16 protein-coding genes and 1 other annotated feature are annotated in these 18392 nt (G+C 37.8%); of the genes, 7 read left to right on the forward strand and 9 right to left on the reverse strand.

The features are described 5' to 3' along the window. Nucleotides 1-37 precede the first annotated feature (37 nt). The 9 genes from tssF to dinG form a co-directional block, all read right to left on the reverse strand. On the reverse strand, nt 38-1528 hold the full coding sequence (tssF, locus tag AAFX60_005425) for a type VI secretion system baseplate subunit TssF (protein XDF78579.1): 1491 nt from the start codon (nt 1526-1528) through the stop codon (nt 38-40). Next, nucleotides 1525-1950: a type VI secretion system baseplate subunit TssE gene (gene tssE / locus AAFX60_005430; protein XDF78580.1), complete on the reverse strand. Its 426-nt coding sequence runs from the start codon at nt 1948-1950 to the stop codon at nt 1525-1527. Before tssE ends, tssF begins: the two co-directional genes overlap by 4 nt. A gap of 89 nt (nt 1951-2039) precedes the next feature. Beyond that, nucleotides 2040-3515 (reverse strand): type VI secretion system contractile sheath large subunit, encoded by a 1476-nt coding sequence (gene tssC, locus AAFX60_005435; protein XDF78581.1) that lies wholly within the window; start codon nt 3513-3515, stop codon nt 2040-2042. Between the two features lie 3 nt (nt 3516-3518). Further along, on the reverse strand, nt 3519-4019 hold the full coding sequence (gene tssB / locus AAFX60_005440; GenBank protein ID XDF78582.1) for a type VI secretion system contractile sheath small subunit: 501 nt from the start codon (nt 4017-4019) through the stop codon (nt 3519-3521). A gap of 14 nt (nt 4020-4033) precedes the next feature. Next, nucleotides 4034-5584, reverse strand: coding sequence for a type VI secretion system protein TssA (gene tssA / locus AAFX60_005445; GenBank protein ID XDF78583.1), 1551 nt, complete (start codon nt 5582-5584; stop codon nt 4034-4036). A 221-nt stretch (nt 5585-5805) separates the two neighbouring features. Beyond that, a complete protein-coding gene (rsmS, locus tag AAFX60_005450; GenBank protein ID XDF78890.1) occupies nt 5806-5964 on the reverse strand; it encodes a pleiotropic regulatory protein RsmS in 159 nt (52 codons plus the stop codon). A 31-nt stretch (nt 5965-5995) separates the two neighbouring features. Continuing rightward, nucleotides 5996-6547 (reverse strand): primosomal replication protein, encoded by a 552-nt coding sequence (locus AAFX60_005455; protein XDF78584.1) that lies wholly within the window; start codon nt 6545-6547, stop codon nt 5996-5998. A 10-nt stretch (nt 6548-6557) separates the two neighbouring features. Further along, nucleotides 6558-7328 (reverse strand): TSUP family transporter, encoded by a 771-nt coding sequence (locus AAFX60_005460; protein ID XDF78585.1) that lies wholly within the window; start codon nt 7326-7328, stop codon nt 6558-6560. Nucleotides 7329-7396: 68 nt separating this feature from the next. After that, the gene (gene dinG / locus AAFX60_005465) at nt 7397-9481 is read right to left on the reverse strand and encodes an ATP-dependent DNA helicase DinG (protein ID XDF78586.1); all 2085 of its coding nucleotides are present in this window, start codon (nt 9479-9481) and stop codon (nt 7397-7399) included. A 524-nt stretch (nt 9482-10005) separates the two neighbouring features. Between dinG and AAFX60_005470 the strand changes: the two genes are divergently transcribed. The 7 genes from AAFX60_005470 (at nt 10006) to hisH (ending at nt 18320) form a co-directional block, all read left to right on the forward strand. Then, the gene (locus AAFX60_005470; GenBank protein ID XDF78587.1) at nt 10006-11016 is read left to right on the forward strand and encodes a porin; all 1011 of its coding nucleotides are present in this window, start codon (nt 10006-10008) and stop codon (nt 11014-11016) included. Nucleotides 11017-11653: 637 nt separating this feature from the next. Next, nucleotides 11654-12652: a porin gene (locus AAFX60_005475; protein ID XDF78588.1), complete on the forward strand. Its 999-nt coding sequence runs from the start codon at nt 11654-11656 to the stop codon at nt 12650-12652. Between the two features lie 218 nt (nt 12653-12870). Then, nucleotides 12871-12993 (forward strand) — a sequence feature (His leader region). A gap of 122 nt (nt 12994-13115) precedes the next feature. Continuing rightward, nucleotides 13116-14012: an ATP phosphoribosyltransferase gene (gene hisG, locus AAFX60_005480; GenBank protein XDF78589.1), complete on the forward strand. Its 897-nt coding sequence runs from the start codon at nt 13116-13118 to the stop codon at nt 14010-14012. 5 nt (nt 14013-14017) lie between these two features. Continuing rightward, complete coding sequence (hisD, locus tag AAFX60_005485; GenBank protein ID XDF78590.1) at nt 14018-15337, forward strand: histidinol dehydrogenase; 1320 nt, start codon at nt 14018-14020, stop codon at nt 15335-15337. Nucleotides 15338-15346: 9 nt separating this feature from the next. After that, nucleotides 15347-16387 carry a histidinol-phosphate transaminase gene (gene hisC / locus AAFX60_005490; GenBank protein XDF78591.1) on the forward strand — a complete coding sequence of 347 codons (1041 nt, stop codon included), beginning with the start codon at nt 15347-15349 and terminating at the stop codon, nt 16385-16387. A gap of 236 nt (nt 16388-16623) precedes the next feature. Next, nucleotides 16624-17697, forward strand: a complete 1074-nt coding sequence (gene hisB, locus AAFX60_005495; GenBank protein XDF78592.1) for a bifunctional histidinol-phosphatase/imidazoleglycerol-phosphate dehydratase HisB — start codon at nt 16624-16626, stop codon at nt 17695-17697. An 8-nt stretch (nt 17698-17705) separates the two neighbouring features. Then, a complete protein-coding gene (hisH, locus tag AAFX60_005500) occupies nt 17706-18320 on the forward strand; it encodes an imidazole glycerol phosphate synthase subunit HisH (protein ID XDF78593.1) in 615 nt (204 codons plus the stop codon). The last annotated feature ends 72 nt before the right edge of the window (nt 18321-18392 follow it).

Genomic DNA, 18392 nt, shown 5'->3' on the forward strand with positions numbered 1-18392 from the left:
TCGCAAGGTTTGGTCGATATACTTACGATGCCATCGATCAGTCTTTTATGTTTTTTCCTTTTGCATCGTCTTGTTGGCCAGCAAAATCATAAGCAAGCAAAATACGTTTAAACGCTTCTGGCTTGGTTAATGAAAGATAATTAAGGGACATATTTGATATGAGCGACCAAAGACCATCTTTATCAATGGGGGGGGTGTAGCAAGGTGTTACTGTTCTGATATTGGTAAATGTGGCTGAACCAGTTGTTTGATCTGTTGTTTCTGTAATTGAGTTTACAGATAAACGTTGAGCTAATGCCCCATTACATGCAGTAACGGCAATAGAAACAGTAACGCTATTGGTAAAAGTGTGTTGAGAGCGAAAAGACAGATACGTATCAAAGTGCCCACTGACAATGTTCTTTTCTTGACGAATACTGTAATAGTTTGAGCGATTTTTATTTTCGTTATGTTCAAATGATTCAAAGTGGTAAAAATCGATACGACCTTTTTGCCCAGGGTTCCAACCGTGTACTTCTTTGACCGATAAAATAGTACTGCTATCGTCATTTAAAGAAACTGGTGTGATCTTATATTGATCTTTTCTGTGGTTAAGTAAGAGTGGTTGTGTATCACTTTTAAATGAATTAACGATTGGGGTACAAAATAGCTCTGGTTGAACACGATTAGCGTAAAAAGGTTGTTGTGTGATGTTATCTAACGTGAATTTTAAATCGACATATTTACACCCTTGACTAAACTGAGCTGGCCAAACTGGTAACTCAGTTAAGTCAATGTAGTAATATTTTTCTGGGTAACAAAAAAATTCTTGAATGTGTCGGTAGCCTTCAAATGTATTGAGAGGGTAATCAAAAATAGCCTCATTGGTTTTAAAGCCAACAGGTTTAATGCTATGGGTTGGAAACGTTGAGCGATTGATTTGTTCTAACTCTTTATCCAAAGCACAAAACTCAGCTTGAGTAGTGGAAGAGCATAGCGCCATAATGAGAGATAAGCAGCTGGCTTTGTCTCCATTAAAATGAACACGTAACTGCTTCATATTTAACGACGCTAGATCGATTCCTGAAGGTAATTCCAATCGTAATTGATAAATGCCACCATGCCCATTTGCTGTAAAAGATGATGAATGAAGTGATACTGGATAAATATCAACATCAAAACATGTTTTAAACTTACATTGAATGCCATCAATAGGTTGGCTAAGTACTTCCGTACCACGTTTAATTATTGATGCTTGGGTTGCTTCACTTGCCGGTGTAAATTGCAGAGTACTCATTGCTGGAATTGCTTGGACATAGTTAGGCCACAATAAACGCATTAATGAATGAGTTAATTCTGGTAACTGGTTATCTAAGCGTTGATGTAAACGACCAACTAAAAAAGCGAACCCTTCGAATAATCGCTCAATATCTGGGTCCAATCCCTCTTGACCTAAATAGGGCGCTAAAGCCGGATTTTCTCTCGAAAACGACTTCCCTAATTCGCGCAGTGCTGCTAATTCAGATTGATAGTAATGATTAAAACTCATGCTGCACCTTGTGTAATATTGGTTTCAGCTTTGTGGTTAGCTGCTTGAGCATGAGCGGTAAATGAAATAGCGGTATTTTGCCCATTGATGATGACATCACCACTGACATCAAAATAGAGACGTAAAGGATTATAGATATCGCCTAAATAGCGGACTTGAGGATTAATGATTCTCGTTTCATATCGAGCGATAACACGTTCAACCTCGCGTTTAATATGAAGGATGGCATCATGTGGACTCATGTGAGACATATTAAGATCTGGTAAGCCTAAATCAGGACAGATCAATGCAGCCCCTTGTCTTGTTGAAAGTAACTGACTGACGTGTGAGCGAATTGAGTCCGTCATATGCTGTGCTGTGACAGATTGATTGTTTTGTGTTGTACCACTTAATAGTCGTTCAAATAATCGTTGGTTCGACATATTCCACTCTTTATTCCATTAACACCCTGTGAAATGCCCTGTGTTTATTGTCAATAATTAGACTTTTACTAAACACAGGGTGAAAGGGATTACTCTTGATCCAATTTACCAACTAGCGACAAAGTAAAATCAGAACCCATGTATTTAAAATGTGGGCGAACTGATAGGTTTACTTTGTACCAGCCTGGATTTCCTTCAACGTCCATTACTTCGATATTTGCTGCACGAAGTGGGCGACGGCTTCGAACTTCTGCTGGTGGGTTTTCTTGATCAGCAATGTATTGACGAATCCAAGTATTTAACTCTTGCTCTAAGTCTGTACGTTCTTTCCAGCTACCGATTTGTTCACGTTGTAGCACCTTAATGTAATGTGCAAGGCGGCTAATAATGAATAAGTAAGGGAGCTGTGTACCTAAGCGAAAATTTAACTCAGCGTTTTTGCCTTCTTCTGTATTACCGAAAAATTTTGCTTTTTGAACAGAGTTAGCAGAGAAGAAAGCCGCATTATCTGAGCCTTTGCGCATGGTGAGAGCAATAAAGCCTTCTTCTGCTAATTCATATTCTCTGCGGTCGGAAACAAGAACTTCTGTTGGGATCTTAGTTTCAATATCACCCATACTTTCAAAGTGGTGGAGAGGTAGGTCTTCCACTGCACCACCTGATTGAGGACCAATAATATTTGGACACCAACGGAAATTAGCAAAACTTTCAGTGATACGAGTTGCCATTGTAAAAGCGGTATTTCCCCATAAATAATCTTCGTGAGTAGCAGAAACATTTTCATGGTAATTGAATGCTTTTACAGGGTTTTCTTCTGGATCATAAGGTTGACGTAATAAGAATCTAGGTAATGTTAAACCTACATATCTTGAGTCTTCTTGTTCACGGAAGCTTTGCCATTTTGCATATTGAGGACTTTCAAAATGATCATTAAGATCTTTTAGATCAGGTAATCCCTCAAATGATTCTAAGCCAAAGAATTTAGGACCTGCGGCTGAAATAAATGGTGCATGAGACATCGCTGCTACAGCAGCCAAGTTTTGAAGGTTTTTAATATCAGGCGCAGAAGGACCAAAGTCATAATTACCAATAATAGCACCAACAGGTTGGCCACCAAATGTACCGAACTCGTTAGTGTAGACATGCTTGTAGAGTCCTGATTGAGTAATTTCTGAAGCATCTTCGAAGTCCTCTAACAAGTCAGTTTTAGATACATTAATCACTTCGATTTTAATATTTTCACGAAAATCGGTGCGATCAACGAGTAATTTTAATCCACGCCAAGCAGATTCAAGTTGTTGAAAAGAAGAGTGGTGAAGAATTTCGTCAACTTGTTTACTTAAACGTTGATCAATCTCTGTGATCATTTTATCAATCAGGGCTTTTTTGACTGGTTCTTCTTGATTTTGAGGTTTTAATAACTCTTCAATAAAAGCGCTGATACCACGCTTAGCAATACCGTATGTTTCATCTTCTGGAGTTAAATTGGTTTGAGCTACGATTTGATCAAGAAGTCCAACAGTAACTTGATTATCTAGCTCTTGTGCTGTGCTTGTATCTGACATGTTTTATTCCTTTTCTGTCACTAGACCTAATTCACTTAGTAGTTTTTCACGAGCTTCATCATCAACAAGGGCATCTTCAATTGCTTTGCGGAATGCAGGAACATTGCCTAACGGGCCTTTTAAAGAGACAAGCGCTTCACGTAAATCCATTAAGCCTTTTAGTTCAGGTACTTGCTCAACAATGCTTGAAGGATCAAAATCATTGATATGTTTAAAACTTAGATCGACTGCAATTTCCTCATTTCCTTCGCCATCATCTTGAAGTTGGTTTTTTACACCAAAAGAGATGTTTAAGTTTTGTTTTTCAATAACGTCATTGAAATTGCTTTTATCAACATTAAATGGCTTTCGATCTTCAAGTTTTCGATCATCTTCTTGCTGAGTAAAGTCACCAAGAACCATCATTTTCAGTGGAAGTTCAAGATCTTCTGCAGCGTCACCGCTTACTGGTTTGAATGTCACATTTACACGTTCTTTTGGTGCAACAGATCCATCTTTTGACATGGGTCTCCTTGGGTTTAATTAAGAACTCGTATTGGGTTTAAACAGCAGAGCCTTTCACGTATGTGTGTTAGCAACTGACTGTCTTGGTCTTTTTTAGATAATTTGTTATGGCATTGAAGCCATAGTTCAAGTAAACGTTCTTCAAGAATAGGATCCCAATGAGCGAGTACGGATTGGGAATATTGCTTATCTAGCCATGAGAAAAGTGAATTAGCTAAATCATATTTACTGGATTGAAATAGCAGTTTTGCCTGTGTAAATTGCCAAAAAAAGGCTTCTCTATCGGAACGTGATTGGTGATGACCGCGAATAAGAGGTTGCATTACTTCGTTTAAGCTGTGCTGCTGTAACAATGTGAGAGCTTCTTGGAAGGCATCTTCCCAGTCACTACTATTTTGTGATTCATCGAAATGATTTACTGGGGAAGTAGTCGCATGAGTTGAAGTCGAACACTGCTGCTGTATCCAAGCCTTTGTTGATTCACTAGCAAACTCAGTTCCATCATCGAATTTAAGATCCGTGATGCTTGGTGTTTTGTTGATTAATAAAGACAGCTGATCAGTGATGCTTTGTGCTGCATCATGATGATTAAGTGCTGTTAGGCTTTCCCAAACCATGAAATGACCATCGATCCAAAATGGTGATTTAGAAAGGCTCTCTTCCATTTCTATAATTAATGTAGAGTGATTTAATTCTGCTTTTAACTGTTGAAAATATTGTATTCTGGCCTGAGGAACAGGCTTTAACATAGTTACATTATCGTCATTACTTGCTGGCAATTGAGATATGGTTAACCAAGTTAAAGTCCGGTTTAATTGATACACTTTTTCGTCACTAAGTTTTTGAGATAACCAGTATTTTGAGAGTGTTCTCGCTACATCTTGTAAGTGACGAAATGCTTTATTTGCATCTCTATCGTTTGTGATGTCATTTTGAGAAAATGAGATAGTTGATGTTGCTGATGGAGCTTGTGTTGGTGCGGATGGTATAGATTGTGGTGCTACTATCTCATTATTTTCGGTTTCTGATTTTAAACGTTTTTTAAGTTTTTTTGTTAATGAAATAACAGAAGATAAATTATCTGTATTATTTTCAAAAATAGACTCAATTGATTCATCTAATACTGACAATTGTGTAATTAATATATCGGTATCATTTATATTGTCTATATTATCGATAATGGATTTTATGTTATCTGTTATTATATTAATGATTTGATTAATAGAAGAATATAGACTTCTTTTTCTCTTTGGATAAATATCGTCTTTGAATTTAATGATGAAATCATTAATAACACGGATTAACTCATTATTATCAATAGCAAGATTTCTCTTAGTTATAGATAAGCATAACCAGTAAAGTAATCTATAATCCTTGCTAGTTTTGTTTAGTAAATTTAATGAGTTATCATGCACGACAGACCAGTCCGTCTTGCTTGTAGCAAACAGATTTGTTGATTTTTTTATTTCTTCTTCAATTAATTCAAACTCAGGCTCATAACTTAAATCTGTGCCTAAGCGATCCTTATCTGATATATCAGAAAGGATTGAGTCGTAAGAAAACATATTTACCCTAGCTAAATGATGTTGTTCAAGTTAGATTTTATTGATTTAATTATTATTAAAATTATTTTTATATAGAAATACTAAAGGGAAGAATTTAATTAAGAAAGGGGAATAATTTGCGATGAAAATTAATTGAGAAATAGATCTAAATTTTATGAAACTAAATTAAAGAACTATTTCTCATGATTTACAAATAAAGCAGGTGTCTTATTTATGATACATTATTTATTCTTGAAGTCGGAGAGCACAATCTCTAATGCTTTGATTGCTGTTTCTTTGTCGACTTCGTTGCTTTCAAGAAGATAAATTAAATCAACCGCTAATTTTATTTCATCCGGTGCGTTATCTAGAGGGGTAGGAGTCTCTGTTTGAACTTCAATTTCGGTTTGAATTTGCTGATTATTTTTGGGGTTAGTCATGTTGCTCTCGATAAGTAATTTGTTGTTCTAATCGGATCATTGCTTCTTTACAGCGTTGTAAGCGTTTCTCTGTTGCTAGCAGCTTTTGTTGTAGATCTTGCTGCTGAGAGAATGAATGACATTGATTAATTGCCAGTTCTTGATCATTTACCATTTGTGCTAAACGGCGTTCCCACTCTTGATGTTGAGCTAGGTCCTGATACATATCACTAATGGGTTTTTTATAGCTTCCCTTCGGACGAGGTTCGTTAGAGCGTATACGTTGAGTTGCAACTTCTCTTTGTATCGCTTCAATTTGAGCAACCAACATTTGCGTTAAATATTCAGCTCTTTGTGTCGTTAGAATATTTGCTTTTTCTTCTCGTTGAATCGATCCAAGTGTTGCCTTTGCTTCATTTATACAGGGTACAAGATAGCGGCTTCTGCATCCAAATAGGCGTTCATCAAATAAAGGAAGTCGTTGTTCCCCTCGACGTCGGTCAATTTCAGCCGCCGTTTTACCTAGTTGTTCTAGCATGATTTCGATAGAGGTAAAATTAGTCATAATTGTTCCGTTAGAACCAAGCGTCTAAAGCGAGTTTAACAGCCAAGATACAAACCACAGTTACAAACACTGGTCGAATAAACTTAGATCCAAAACGAATAGCTGAGTGTGCACCAATAAATGCGCCGACCATTAAGCAGACGCCCATAGTTAAGCCTAGTGCCCAGTTAATATGGCCAAGAATTGCAAAGGTAACCAGTGAAGTAAAGTTACTGGTGAAATTCATGGCTTTTGCTAAGCCTGATGCTAATAAGATGTTTAGACGATACATCGCCATGCTGCTAACCGTCCAAAACGCACCTGTTCCAGGCCCTGCAACACCATCATAAAACCCTAAAGATAAGCCTTGAATAATCTGCTGAGTCTTTAGTTTAGGTGTGATATCAGGTAATTGATTTTGATCGGCCTTTGGTTGTGGATGCCAAATAGTATAAATTGCAGCAGCTAAAATAATTAAAGGTAATCCTTTTTCAAGCCATTCCGTTGAAATATAGTTAACCAGCAAAGTTCCACATGTTGCGCCAAATAAAGTTGCGACAAAAGAGGCTTTCCAAAAATGGGGGTCAAACAACTTCTTTTTAAAGTAGGTGAGTGCTGCCGTAGATGAAGCAAAACTTGCGGCTAACTTATTTGTACCTAAAGCTATGTGTGGGGGAAGCCCTATTGAGAGTAGAGCAGGAACGGTTAACATTCCTCCTCCGCCTGCAACAGCATCAATAAATCCAGCAATAAAAGCAACTAACCCTAGGATGATGAGGGTTGATGGTTCGAGAAATTCCATATCAATTCTTAATTATTAATAGCTATAGTAAGCTCGCATCTGCGAATGATTTAAGTAATAACGAGATATTACTCTATTAGTCTTTTAAAAGGAGGTAAGGCGTCCAAAAGAGCTTTACCATAACGCTTAGTTATTACACGGCGATCAAGAAGCACAACTCTACCAGAATCCTCTTCTTTACGCAGTAGTCGACCTACAGATTGAATTAATTTTTTGCTCGCTTCTGGAACACTGATCTGCATAAATGGATTACCACCTCGGCTCTCAATATATTCCGAATGCGCTTCTTCAACTGGAGAGGTTGGAACACCAAATGGAATCTTAGTTATAATTAGATTTGTAAGTAGGTTTCCAGGTAAATCTAATCCTTCAGAAAAGCTTCCTGTTCCAAATAAGATGCTGATTTTATTCTCATTACAAAGTTTTTTATGTTTTTTTAGAATTTCTTGTCTTGATTCCTGTCCTTGAATAAGTAGGTTCCATCCATGTTTTTTAACAATCTTTTCTATACCTTCAGCAACTTTGTTCATTTGCCAGTAAGATGAGAATAAAACTAAGCTTGAAGATTGATCGGCAAGATAAAAGGGGAGTTCTTCTATTAATAAATCTGTAAAACCAGGCGCCGAAGGTTCCATTGGTAGTTTCGGGATGATTAATTGAGCATTCTCTTGGTAATTAAATGGTGAAGCTAAGGATAAGAAGCGTACGCCATCCTCAGGCTTTTCTGATATACCTGCTTGTTTACAAAAAAACGAATAGCTATTTAATGCTCTCATTGTTGCTGAAACGACAACCGCTCCAGCAGCTCGACTCCATAAATTTTGGTCAAGTTGCCAACCTACCTCTAGAGGGGATACGTTAATGAAGGTATCGCCGTCTCTGTCTTGACTCTTTTCTAGCCATCTAGCAAGTGGTGCTCCTTTATCACTATTGGGCTTTGCCATTAAAAACCAAACTTGAGCTAAATTTTCTAATCTTTGTAAGTAAAAGCCTATTTCAGCTAATGCAGGCTCTGCCATTCTCGGTGCTAATTCGCCATCTTTCATGCGCTCAGAGATTAAGTCACTAATTTTTGCTAGTGCTTGGTTGGCTTTAGTTGAGACTTCTTTTAATTCTTTGGATTGCTCTGCTAACCAGTTTGGTATTTCGCCATGTTCAAAACGATAAATTCCATCATCATTGAATAATGTCGGATCAAATTGCTTACTTAACTGATTAAGCGTAGGAATTAATTCCTGAATATGTTCATGAAGAGAGTTTTGAAATCGATTAACTCTTTTTTGATCTGCAAGATTACAGAATTTACTAACCGATTTGTTTAATGACTCTAACCACGAGGCTGAACCTTTTAAACTTGCTGCAGCAGATGAGTGTTCTCGTGCCACATTTGGCAGATGGTGAGCTTCATCAAAAATATATATGGTTTGTTCTGGTTCAGACAAAACAACACCACCGCCTAAATCGATGTCAGCCATAACTAAACTGTGATTTGCAATAACCACATCTGCTTTATCTAAGTGTTCACGTGCTTTTTGAAATGGGCATTCACGGTGCATGGGTAAGCCGTTATGACAGCTGTACTTGTCTGAAACAATGCTTTGCCAGATAGAAGAGGGAATTGTCGTTGGCCAGCTATCTATATCACCGTCCCATTTACCCTCAGCTAATGCTTTGTACATTCTCTTTAGTAAATCTAACTCTTTCTTTTTTGGTTTTTCAGTAAACAAAGCAACTTGCTTGTCGTCTTCATTGTTTGACTCTGTTAATAGAGACAACTTATGACTGCAACAATACCGCTGACGACCTTTTGCAATAATAAAAGAAAAAGGCAATGGTGATATACGGCGATAGAAAGGTAAGTCTTTATGAGCAAGCTGTTCTTGAAGTGCAACAGTTGCGGTTGAGATAACCACTTTTTTGTTATTTAACTTTGCATATGGAATTGCGCTTAGTAGATAAGCAAGAGATTTACCAATGCCTGTTCCTGCTTCTGCAACAATCATGCGATTAGAATCACTGTATTCACCTGCAAGTGATTTAGCGATTTCTGCTACTAAATAGTTCTGAGCACGGCGAGGTATAAAACCTGGAAGTTGATCTTGTAGTGTTTTGTAGCTTTGGCGAATGCTATCAGTAACCGATTTATTCAGCATGAGAAGGCTCAATTAAATTTAAAAAACCATTGTACCACGCAAATTTGAGTGTGATCTTCTGCAAATAATGGAATTCAATGTTTTTAAATTGAGATGAACATCACGAAAGTGAGAATAAGGCATCTTTGACTATGTGATGTTAAATTTTAGATTTAATTAAAGTTCTTTAAGTTAGCAATTGTTGGTTGATTATTCTGTTTTTGTTTGTTTTTAGTGTCTAAAAAAGGTTTAAATTCTTTTGTGCTTAGAAATAAATATTTATAGTTTTTGTGTTGCATGAGCTTATCTTGTGTTTTTTACAACTTGCCAACCGTTTAAGTTGTTGATTTTTAATGTGTTGTTGTTTTTTTATTTAATTTTATAATGTTTGACATAGTTATTTAGTTTTTGCAAAGTAGCAACCGAATTCAGAAATACTGATTAATCACACGATTAGATGTGTTGTCGGTACTTAATAAATTACATAAAAAACAGGGAACCGGAAATCGGATTTCCAATTTTCTAAGAAAAGGCAGTGGATTATTATGAAAAAGACTCTTTTAGCTCTTGCAATCGCAAGTATCTCGACTTCAGCTTTTGCTGTTGATACTAGTAGCCAAAATAGTAAGAATGATGAAATGTTTGCATTTGACCCTATGCATAAAGATCAGTTTTCTGTATCTGGTTCTGTAGGTGTAGGTGGTTACTACGACACTGGTACTAAAGCATTCTATGATGATTGGGCTACAGGTTTAACTCTTGCTGTTAACTACCGTAATAACCGTGTTGTTGGTTATTTTGAAACTGACTTTATGTTGAATTATACAACTGATAGTGAAACTAAGCCTATTGCAAATGGTTCAGGCCCTGCGACTGATGTTGATAAAGCATGGTTAGGTTTTGATACTGGTTTTGGTATCGCATCTTTTGGTTGGGAAAACGATACAGCACTTGATGCTGTTGATGGCGCTGGTGATAACACATACGAATTTGGTGCTTCTGCGGGTGATGCATCTGATGGTTTTAATGTTGTTAAATTCCAAGGTTCAACAAGTGGTTTTGCTTACGGAGTATCTTACTTTGAAACTGGTGATGACCATGTTGCTGCCGATAAGGGTGTGAATGGTTACATTGGTATCGAGCAAGAAATCTTTAATGTTTATGCTGGTTATGAAACTCGTGATGAAGCTGAGTATGATGTAATGACTGTAACGGGTAACGTTAAGCTTGGTGCGGTTAAACTTGGTGCAAACTTCTGGATTGAAGATGGCGATGCTAGCGATTTAACAGGTAGAAACCTTGGTAATAAAGAGAATACAGGTTATTACCTATCTGCTGGTTTTGCAGCAACAGAAGACCTAACATTAGCTGCTGGTTATGCTGCTAATACGAAAGAGATTGCAACAATTGAAACTGATTACTCTTACGTGAACGTCGCGGCAATGTATACATTAGCTAAGAATATGGATATGGGTATTGACGTACGCCAAGATCTTGATGCAGGTGCTGCTGATGAAGAAACTTACGTGTTCGCTGCAGGTTACTACTACTTCTAATTGTATTATATAAAGTTGAAGTAATTATTAAGCCGGTCTATTTGACTGGCTTTTTTTGTTTTTATTCGGCTGATTTATTGTAGCCACGCTGTTTTGCTTCAACAGTTAAAAATGAACCAATGGGAATAAAGTGTGTTATGGGTCACAATTAATTTTTTAGGCTTCTTCATTTTTTATTAGTTTATGTTCTGCAAATATAAAAAAAATACAATTAATTCGCCTGCCAAATCTAACTAGTTAAATGTCAAATTCTATTTATTAATATTAAATAGCAATACAGGTGTGTGTTGCTGTTTTTATTTGTTTTTATCTTTTTGTCTTTTTTATTTCAATTGGTTATCTGCAGTTGTTGTTTTTTTACTCTTTTTGTAATTTATCTAAATTTATATTTTTTCGTGTGATCTGTGTCAAATCTTAAAATGTACCAATGTAACTTGCTGTATTGTGTGTGTTTATCATTTTTTACTTTCCTTGACTTTCTTCGTTGACATGGTGAGAAATCTTTAGCAAAGTACTCTCCAGAAATCGAGATGCTAACAAGTAGCACATTAAGATGCTTCTGTAGCAATCCAGATATAAAAAGGGAACCGGAAATCGGATTTCCAAATCTTTCTAAGAAAAGGCAGTGGACTTAATTATGAAAAAGACTCTTTTAGCGCTTGCTATCGCAAGTATCTCAGCTTCAGCATTTGCTGTTGATACAAGCAGCCAAAACAGCCGTAACGAAGACATGTTTGCATTTGACCCAATGCACAAAGATCAATTCTCTGTTTCTGGTTCTGTTGGTGTAGGTGGTTACTACGACACTGGTTCTAAAGCATTTTACGATGATTGGGCAACAGGTTTAACTCTAGCAGTTAACTACCGTAACAACCGTATTGTTGGTTACTTTGAAACAGACCTAATGTTGAACTACACAACAGATAACGCGACTTCACCAATCCTTAAAGATGGTTCAGAATTTGCAACTGATGTTGATAAAGCATGGTTAGGTTTTGACACTGGTTTCGGTATCGCATCTTTTGGTTGGGAAAATGACACCGCTCTTGATGCAGTTGATGGTGCTGGTGATAACACATACGAATTCGGTGCTTCTGCTGGTGATGCATCTGATGCATTCAATGTAGTTAAATTCCAAGGTGCAACAGGTGGTTTCGCGTACGGTGTTTCTTACTTTGAAACTGACGATACACACGTTGATGCTGAAAAAGGCGTGAATGGTTACGTAGGTATCGAGCAAGAAATCTTTAACGTATACGCTGGTTACGAAACTCGTGATTCTGATTATGATGTATACACAGTAACTGGTAATGTTCAACTAGGTGCTGTTAAGTTAGGTACTAACTTCTGGATTGAAGAAACAGATACTAAAGTTTTAGATCAAACTAATACTGGTTACTACGTATCTGCTGGTTACGCTGTATCTGAAGATCTTACTTTAGCAGCTGGTTATGCAGCAAATACATATGAAATTAAAGGTATTGCTGACCTTGACCAATCTTTCATGAACGTTGCAGTTATGTACACAATGGCTAAAAACATGGACATGGGTATCGATATTAAGCAAGAGCTTGATATGGGCGAAGGTAACGAAGAAGAAACTCACGTATTCGCAGCTGCATACTACTACTTCTAATCTCTTGATTTAAAGTAGAACAGATTATTAAGCCAGTCATTTGACTGGCTTTTTTTTGCCTGTAAAAAGCTTGTGAAAAATGAAATATAATTTTCTTTAAAATAATTCATCTTTTTTGTTGAAATAAAACCACAGTTTGATAATGTGTTTACAAGGTTAAAAACAAATACAGTTTGTTACTAAAGGTTTATATTTATGCGTATTCAAGGTCTGAACATTCATCACCACCATCATCCTGATTAGTCTTTCGGGAGGATACGTATTATCCGGAAGGCAATTTGAATTTCCTTCCGATGAATAAAAATTCTAACCCTCGGAAGGTCAAACTTCTGAGGGTTTTTTCGTTTTAGTAACAAATTAAAGTTAGATTATTTATTGATTTATAAGAGTTTAAAATTAGCCGATTGCATTGTTTATTTAAAAAACGATTTAATTGGAATCACATTTTTACAAGGAAGAAATTATGTCATCACAACGATTACGCATTGCGATTCAAAAGAAGGGTCGCTTATCTAAAGAGTGCCAAGAATTATTTAAACGCTGCGGCATGAAATTTAACATTTCGGGTGAGCGTTTAGTGGTTCATTCTGAAAATATGCCGATTGATCTATTGTTAGTTCGTGACGATGACATCCCAAGTCTAATTATGGATGGGGTAGTTGATTTAGGTGTGATAGGTGAAAATGAATTAGAAGAAGTTCGTTTAGAACGTAAAGCATTAGGTGAACCTTCTTCTTTTACAACCTTACGTCGTTTGGATTTCGGTGGCTGTCGTTTATCTATTGCGATTGACAAAGATGAAGTATACAACGGCCCACAAGATTTAGCTGGAAAACGTATCGCAACAACCTACCCACAATTACTTAAAAGTTTTATGGATGAGCAGGGTATTCCGTTTTCAACCTGTATTTTAAATGGTTCTGTAGAAGTTGCTCCACGCGCAGGTCTTGCGGATGCGATTGCCGATTTAGTATCAACAGGTGCGACACTTGAAGCTAATGGTCTTAAAGAAGCTGAAGTAATTTTTCGATCAAAAGCGACATTAATTCAGCGTGAAGGTGAATTTGATGCAGATAAGGCAGCGTTGATCAATAAGCTATTAACCCGTATGCAAGGTTGTATTCAAGCAAAAGAATCAAAATATATTATGCTGCACGCACCAACAGATAAGCTTGATGCTATTAAAGACTTGCTTCCGGGGGCGGAAGATCCAACGGTTTTACCTCTGTCGCGTGATGGAGCAAAGGTCGCAGTTCACTTAGTAAGTACAGAAAATCTATTTTGGGAAACAATGGAACAGTTAAAAGCATTAGGTGCGAGTTCTATTCTAGTATTGCCAATTGAGAAAATGATGGAGTAGCCATTATGAAAACGTTAGTTTGGCAATCATTGAGCGATTCGCAGCAAGATACGGTTCTACAACGTCCTGCAATTACTGAAGGTGCAAATATTACCGCAGCAGTAACTAGTGTTATTAATACCGTAAAACAAGAGGGTGATGCTGGTGTATTTGCATTAACTGAAAAGTTTGATGGTGTGAAACCTGATTCTATTCGAGTACCGAATACTGAGATTGAAGCGGCAAGTGATCGTTTGCCTGAAGAAATGAAAACAGCACTTAAACAAGCTTATAGCAATATTTCTAAATTTCACCAAGCGCAGAAACCACAGCCTGTAAAAGTTGAAACACAGCCAGGTGTCATCTGTGAACAAATTACTATGCCTATTAATAAAGTAGGTTTGTATATTCCAGGTGGTAGCGCGCCATTGCCATCAACAGTTTTAATGTTAGGTATTCCTGCTCAAATTGCAGGTTGTCATAAAGTTGTATTATGCTCGCCACCTCCAATAGCTGATGAGATTTTGTACGTGGCAAAACTGTGTAAGATTGATGAAGTTTATAATATCGGGGGTGCTCAAGCGGTAGCTGCAATGGCATATGGAACAGAATCGGTCTCTAAAGTAGATAAGATCTTTGGACCAGGTAATGCCTATGTAACTGAAGCAAAACGCCAAGTTTCGAATGATTTCCGTGGTGCAGCAATTGATATGCCAGCAGGGCCATCTGAAGTTTTAGTGATTGCTGATGAGACCGCAGATCCAGACTTTATTGCAGCAGATCTTCTTAGCCAAGCAGAGCATGGTCCTGATTCACAAGTAGTATTAGTCACTCCATCGCCAATCATTGCAGAGCAAGTCGCTGATGCGGTTGAGAAACAATTGAAAGAATTGACTCGTGCTGACATTGCTCGCCAAGCTTTAGGTTCAAGTTTATTGATCGTTGCAGATTCACTTACTCAGTGTGTTTCAATTTCAAACTTTTATGGGCCTGAACACCTTATTGTTCAAACTAAGAATCCACGAGAATTACTGCCTCTTTTAGATAATGCGGGTTCAATTTTCTTAGGGGATTACTCACCTGAATCGGCAGGGGATTATGCATCAGGAACTAATCACGTATTGCCGACTTATGGGTACACACGAACTTATTCTAGTTTAGGATTAGCAGATTTCTCTAAACGAATGACTGTGCAAGAATTAACGGCTGATGGTTTAAAAGGTTTAGCTCCAACGGTTGTCACAATGGCTGAAGCGGAAGGGCTTGATGCTCATAAAAGAGCCGTAACGATTCGAATTGAAAAGCTCGCTCAGTTAAAAGTTAATAAGCAAGAAGTGAATCAGTAGGAATTCATTATGGAAAAGTTAGCCAGAAAACAAGTACAAGCATTAACACCTTATCTTTCTGCTCGTCGAATCGGTGGTTCAGGAGATGTATGGTTGAATGCCAATGAATCCCCATTTGATAATGAATATCAGTTTAATTTTGCTCGTCTTAATCGTTATAGCGAATGTCAACCGCCTGAGTTAATTAATGCTTATGCGGCTTATGCAAAGGTAAAGCCTGAGCAGGTTTTAACTTCCCGCGGAGCAGATGAAGGTATTGAATTACTGGTTCGTGCTTTTTGTGAACCGAACCAAGATGCCATTTTATATTGCCCGCCAACTTATGGAATGTACTCAATCAGTGCTGAAACCATTGGTGTAGAGACGAAAACGGTTCCACTTACATCCGATTGGCAGCTAGATCTTCCAACGATAGAAGCTAATCTCGATGATGTAAAAGTGGTGTTTGTGTGTAGCCCAAATAATCCAACGGGTAATATCGTTGATCGTAAAGACATTCTTTCATTATTAGAAATGACAAAAGATCGCGCCATTGTTGTAATGGATGAGGCTTACATCGATTTTTGTATGGAGAAATCGACAGTTGATTTACTGGCTGACTATCCACACCTTGCGATTTTACGTACTTTATCTAAAGCGTTTGCATTAGCGGGATTACGCTGTGGTTTTACATTAGCAAATGAAGATCTGATTAATGTATTACTTAAAGTGATTGCGCCATACCCAGTGCCAGTTCCTGTGGCTGAGATTGCTACTCAAGCTTTATCAGAAGCGGGATTAGCTCGCATGAAATACCAAATGCTTGATCTCAGTGCTAACCGTGCTTATTTACAAGCAGGATTAATGGTCTTACCGGGGGTTACCGTTTTTGAAGCTTGGGGCAACTACTTGTTAGTGAAGTTTTCCGATGGTGATTCGGTATTTAAGGCCGCATGGGATAACGGTATTATTTTACGTAACTCTCCAATTAAAGATTGTGTGCGTATTAGTGTTGGCAATCGTGAAGAGTGTGAAAAAACATTGGGCTTTATTCGCAATCAATTAATCTAATACCAATCGTAGTAAATAACTGATCATCCTAGCGAGTTAAAATACTCGATAACTGCGTTAAAATTTTTGATTGTAGAATAACTACTTATCGAAAAATTTTGCCTTGTTCTCAAGCATTTTTCCTTCGCTATTACTGCTCATTTACTTACTGTGATTGGTATGTTTTATCCCCAAGTTTAGGAATAAGGCTTGGGGCTTATCAAGAATAAAATTAGAAAAATTAAAAGGACGTTCCTGTGAGCAAACAACAAAAGATTTTATTTATCGACCGTGATGGCACCTTAATTGTTGAGCCGCCGGTGGATTTCCAAGTAGACCGTTTAGATAAGCTAAAGTTTGAGCCTTTGGTTATTCCTTCTCTACTTTCTCTTCAAGATGCCGGTTACCGTTTAGTAATGGTAACCAATCAAGATGGTTTAGGTACAGATAGCTACCCTCAAGATGAGTTTGATGCGCCACATAACATGATGATGGAGTTTTTTGAATCTCAAGGAGTGAAGTTTGATGATGTTCTTATCTGTCCGCACTTTGAAGAAGATAATTGTTCATGTCGTAAACCAAAATTAGGCATGGTTAAAGAATATCTTCAAGGTGGGAAAGTCGATTTTCAACACTCAGTTGTGATTGGTGATCGCCAAACGGATCTTCAATTAGCTGAAAACATGGCGATACGTGGTATTCAATATCATCCAGAGATAATGAACTGGCCTGCGATCTTAAAAGATCTGACCGTAAATGCGCGTACTGCAGAAGTAATACGCACAACCAAAGAAACGGACATTAAAGTGTTTGTTAATTTGGATGAGCAAGGCGGCAATGAGATCACTACTGGTCTTGGTTTCTTTGATCACATGCTTGATCAGATTGCTACACACGGTGGTTTCCAAATGAAGATCAATGTAGAGGGCGACTTACACATTGATGATCACCACACCATTGAAGATACCGCTCTTGCATTGGGAGAAGCGTTAAAAGAGGCGTTAGGCGACAAGTGTGGTATTGGTCGTTTTGGATTCAGCTTGCCAATGGATGAGTGTTTAGCACAATGTGCGCTTGATTTATCTGGTCGTCCATATCTGAAGTTTGATGCTGAATTTAGCCGTGAGCAGGTAGGAGATTTATCAACCGAAATGGTAGTTCACTTCTTCCGCTCTCTAACTGATACTCTTGCTTGTACGTTACACCTTTCTTCATCAGGTCATAACGATCACCACATTATTGAAAGCTTATTTAAAGCGTTTGGTCGTACGTTACGCCAAGCGATTAAAGTAGAAGGTAATGAACTGCCAAGCTCAAAAGGCGTATTGTAGGAGTGACTATGACAAATCAAAACGTCGTTATTATTGATACGGGGTGTTCTAACGTTTCATCAGTAAGATTTGCGATTGAGCGTTTGGGTTACGAGGTTACGATAAGCCGAGATCCTCAAGTGGTTCTGGCTGCAGATAAGCTGTTTTTACCGGGTGTTGGCACGGCAAGCGAAGCGATGAAAAACTTGGCTGAACGTGATCTCATTGAGTTAGTTAAACAAGTAGAAAAGCCATTATTGGGTATCTGTTTAGGTATGCAGCTGCTGGGTAAACTTTCCGAAGAGAAAGGTCAAAAAGCCGATCAAATTGTGGATTGTTTAGGTTTGTGTGAAGGTGAAGTTCGTAAGCTTCAAACCGGTGATTTACCACTGCCTCACATGGGGTGGAATACCATTAAACCTGTTGAAGGTAATCCGCTGTTTAAAGACATTCCAGAGGACAGTTATTTCTACTTTGTACACAGCTTTGGGATGCAAGTAGGCGATTATACCATTGCTTCGTGTGATTACGGACAGCCGTTCACCGCAGCATTGCAGGCAGGTAATTACTACGGTGTTCAGTTTCACCCTGAGCGCTCAAGTAAATTTGGTTCAAAGCTTATTCAGAACTTTTTGGAGCTATAAGAGCAGGGACGAAGTGCGAGGTCACTTCGCTTCGAGGTTTTAGGGTTTTTACTCGTCCCTTGGATCTCGCAA

The sequence above is a fragment of the Aliivibrio fischeri genome (assembly GCA_038993745.2).
GTDB lineage: Bacteria > Pseudomonadota > Gammaproteobacteria > Enterobacterales > Vibrionaceae > Aliivibrio > Aliivibrio fischeri_B.

Bases quoted from the DNA above. Each gene is read 5' to 3' on its own strand.
- tssF (XDF78579.1), bottom strand. From the start codon at position 1,528: ATGAGTTTTAATCATTACTATCAATCTGAATTAGCAGCACTGCGCGAA.
- tssE (XDF78580.1), bottom strand. From the start codon at position 1,950: ATGTCGAACCAACGATTATTTGAACGACTATTAAGTGGTACAACACAA.
- tssC (XDF78581.1), bottom strand. From the start codon at position 3,515: ATGTCAGATACAAGCACAGCACAAGAGCTAGATAATCAAGTTACTGTT.
- tssB (XDF78582.1), bottom strand. From the start codon at position 4,019: ATGTCAAAAGATGGATCTGTTGCACCAAAAGAACGTGTAAATGTGACA.
- tssA (XDF78583.1), bottom strand. From the start codon at position 5,584: ATGTTTTCTTACGACTCAATCCTTTCTGATATATCAGATAAGGATCGC.
- AAFX60_005455 (XDF78584.1), bottom strand. From the start codon at position 6,547: ATGACTAATTTTACCTCTATCGAAATCATGCTAGAACAACTAGGTAAA.
- AAFX60_005460 (XDF78585.1), bottom strand. From the start codon at position 7,328: ATGGAATTTCTCGAACCATCAACCCTCATCATCCTAGGGTTAGTTGCT.
- dinG (XDF78586.1), bottom strand. From the start codon at position 9,481: ATGCTGAATAAATCGGTTACTGATAGCATTCGCCAAAGCTACAAAACA.
- AAFX60_005470 (XDF78587.1), top strand. From the start codon at position 10,006: ATGAAAAAGACTCTTTTAGCTCTTGCAATCGCAAGTATCTCGACTTCA.
- AAFX60_005475 (XDF78588.1), top strand. From the start codon at position 11,654: ATGAAAAAGACTCTTTTAGCGCTTGCTATCGCAAGTATCTCAGCTTCA.
- hisG (XDF78589.1), top strand. From the start codon at position 13,116: ATGTCATCACAACGATTACGCATTGCGATTCAAAAGAAGGGTCGCTTA.
- hisD (XDF78590.1), top strand. From the start codon at position 14,018: ATGAAAACGTTAGTTTGGCAATCATTGAGCGATTCGCAGCAAGATACG.
- hisC (XDF78591.1), top strand. From the start codon at position 15,347: ATGGAAAAGTTAGCCAGAAAACAAGTACAAGCATTAACACCTTATCTT.
- hisH (XDF78593.1), top strand. From the start codon at position 17,706: ATGACAAATCAAAACGTCGTTATTATTGATACGGGGTGTTCTAACGTT.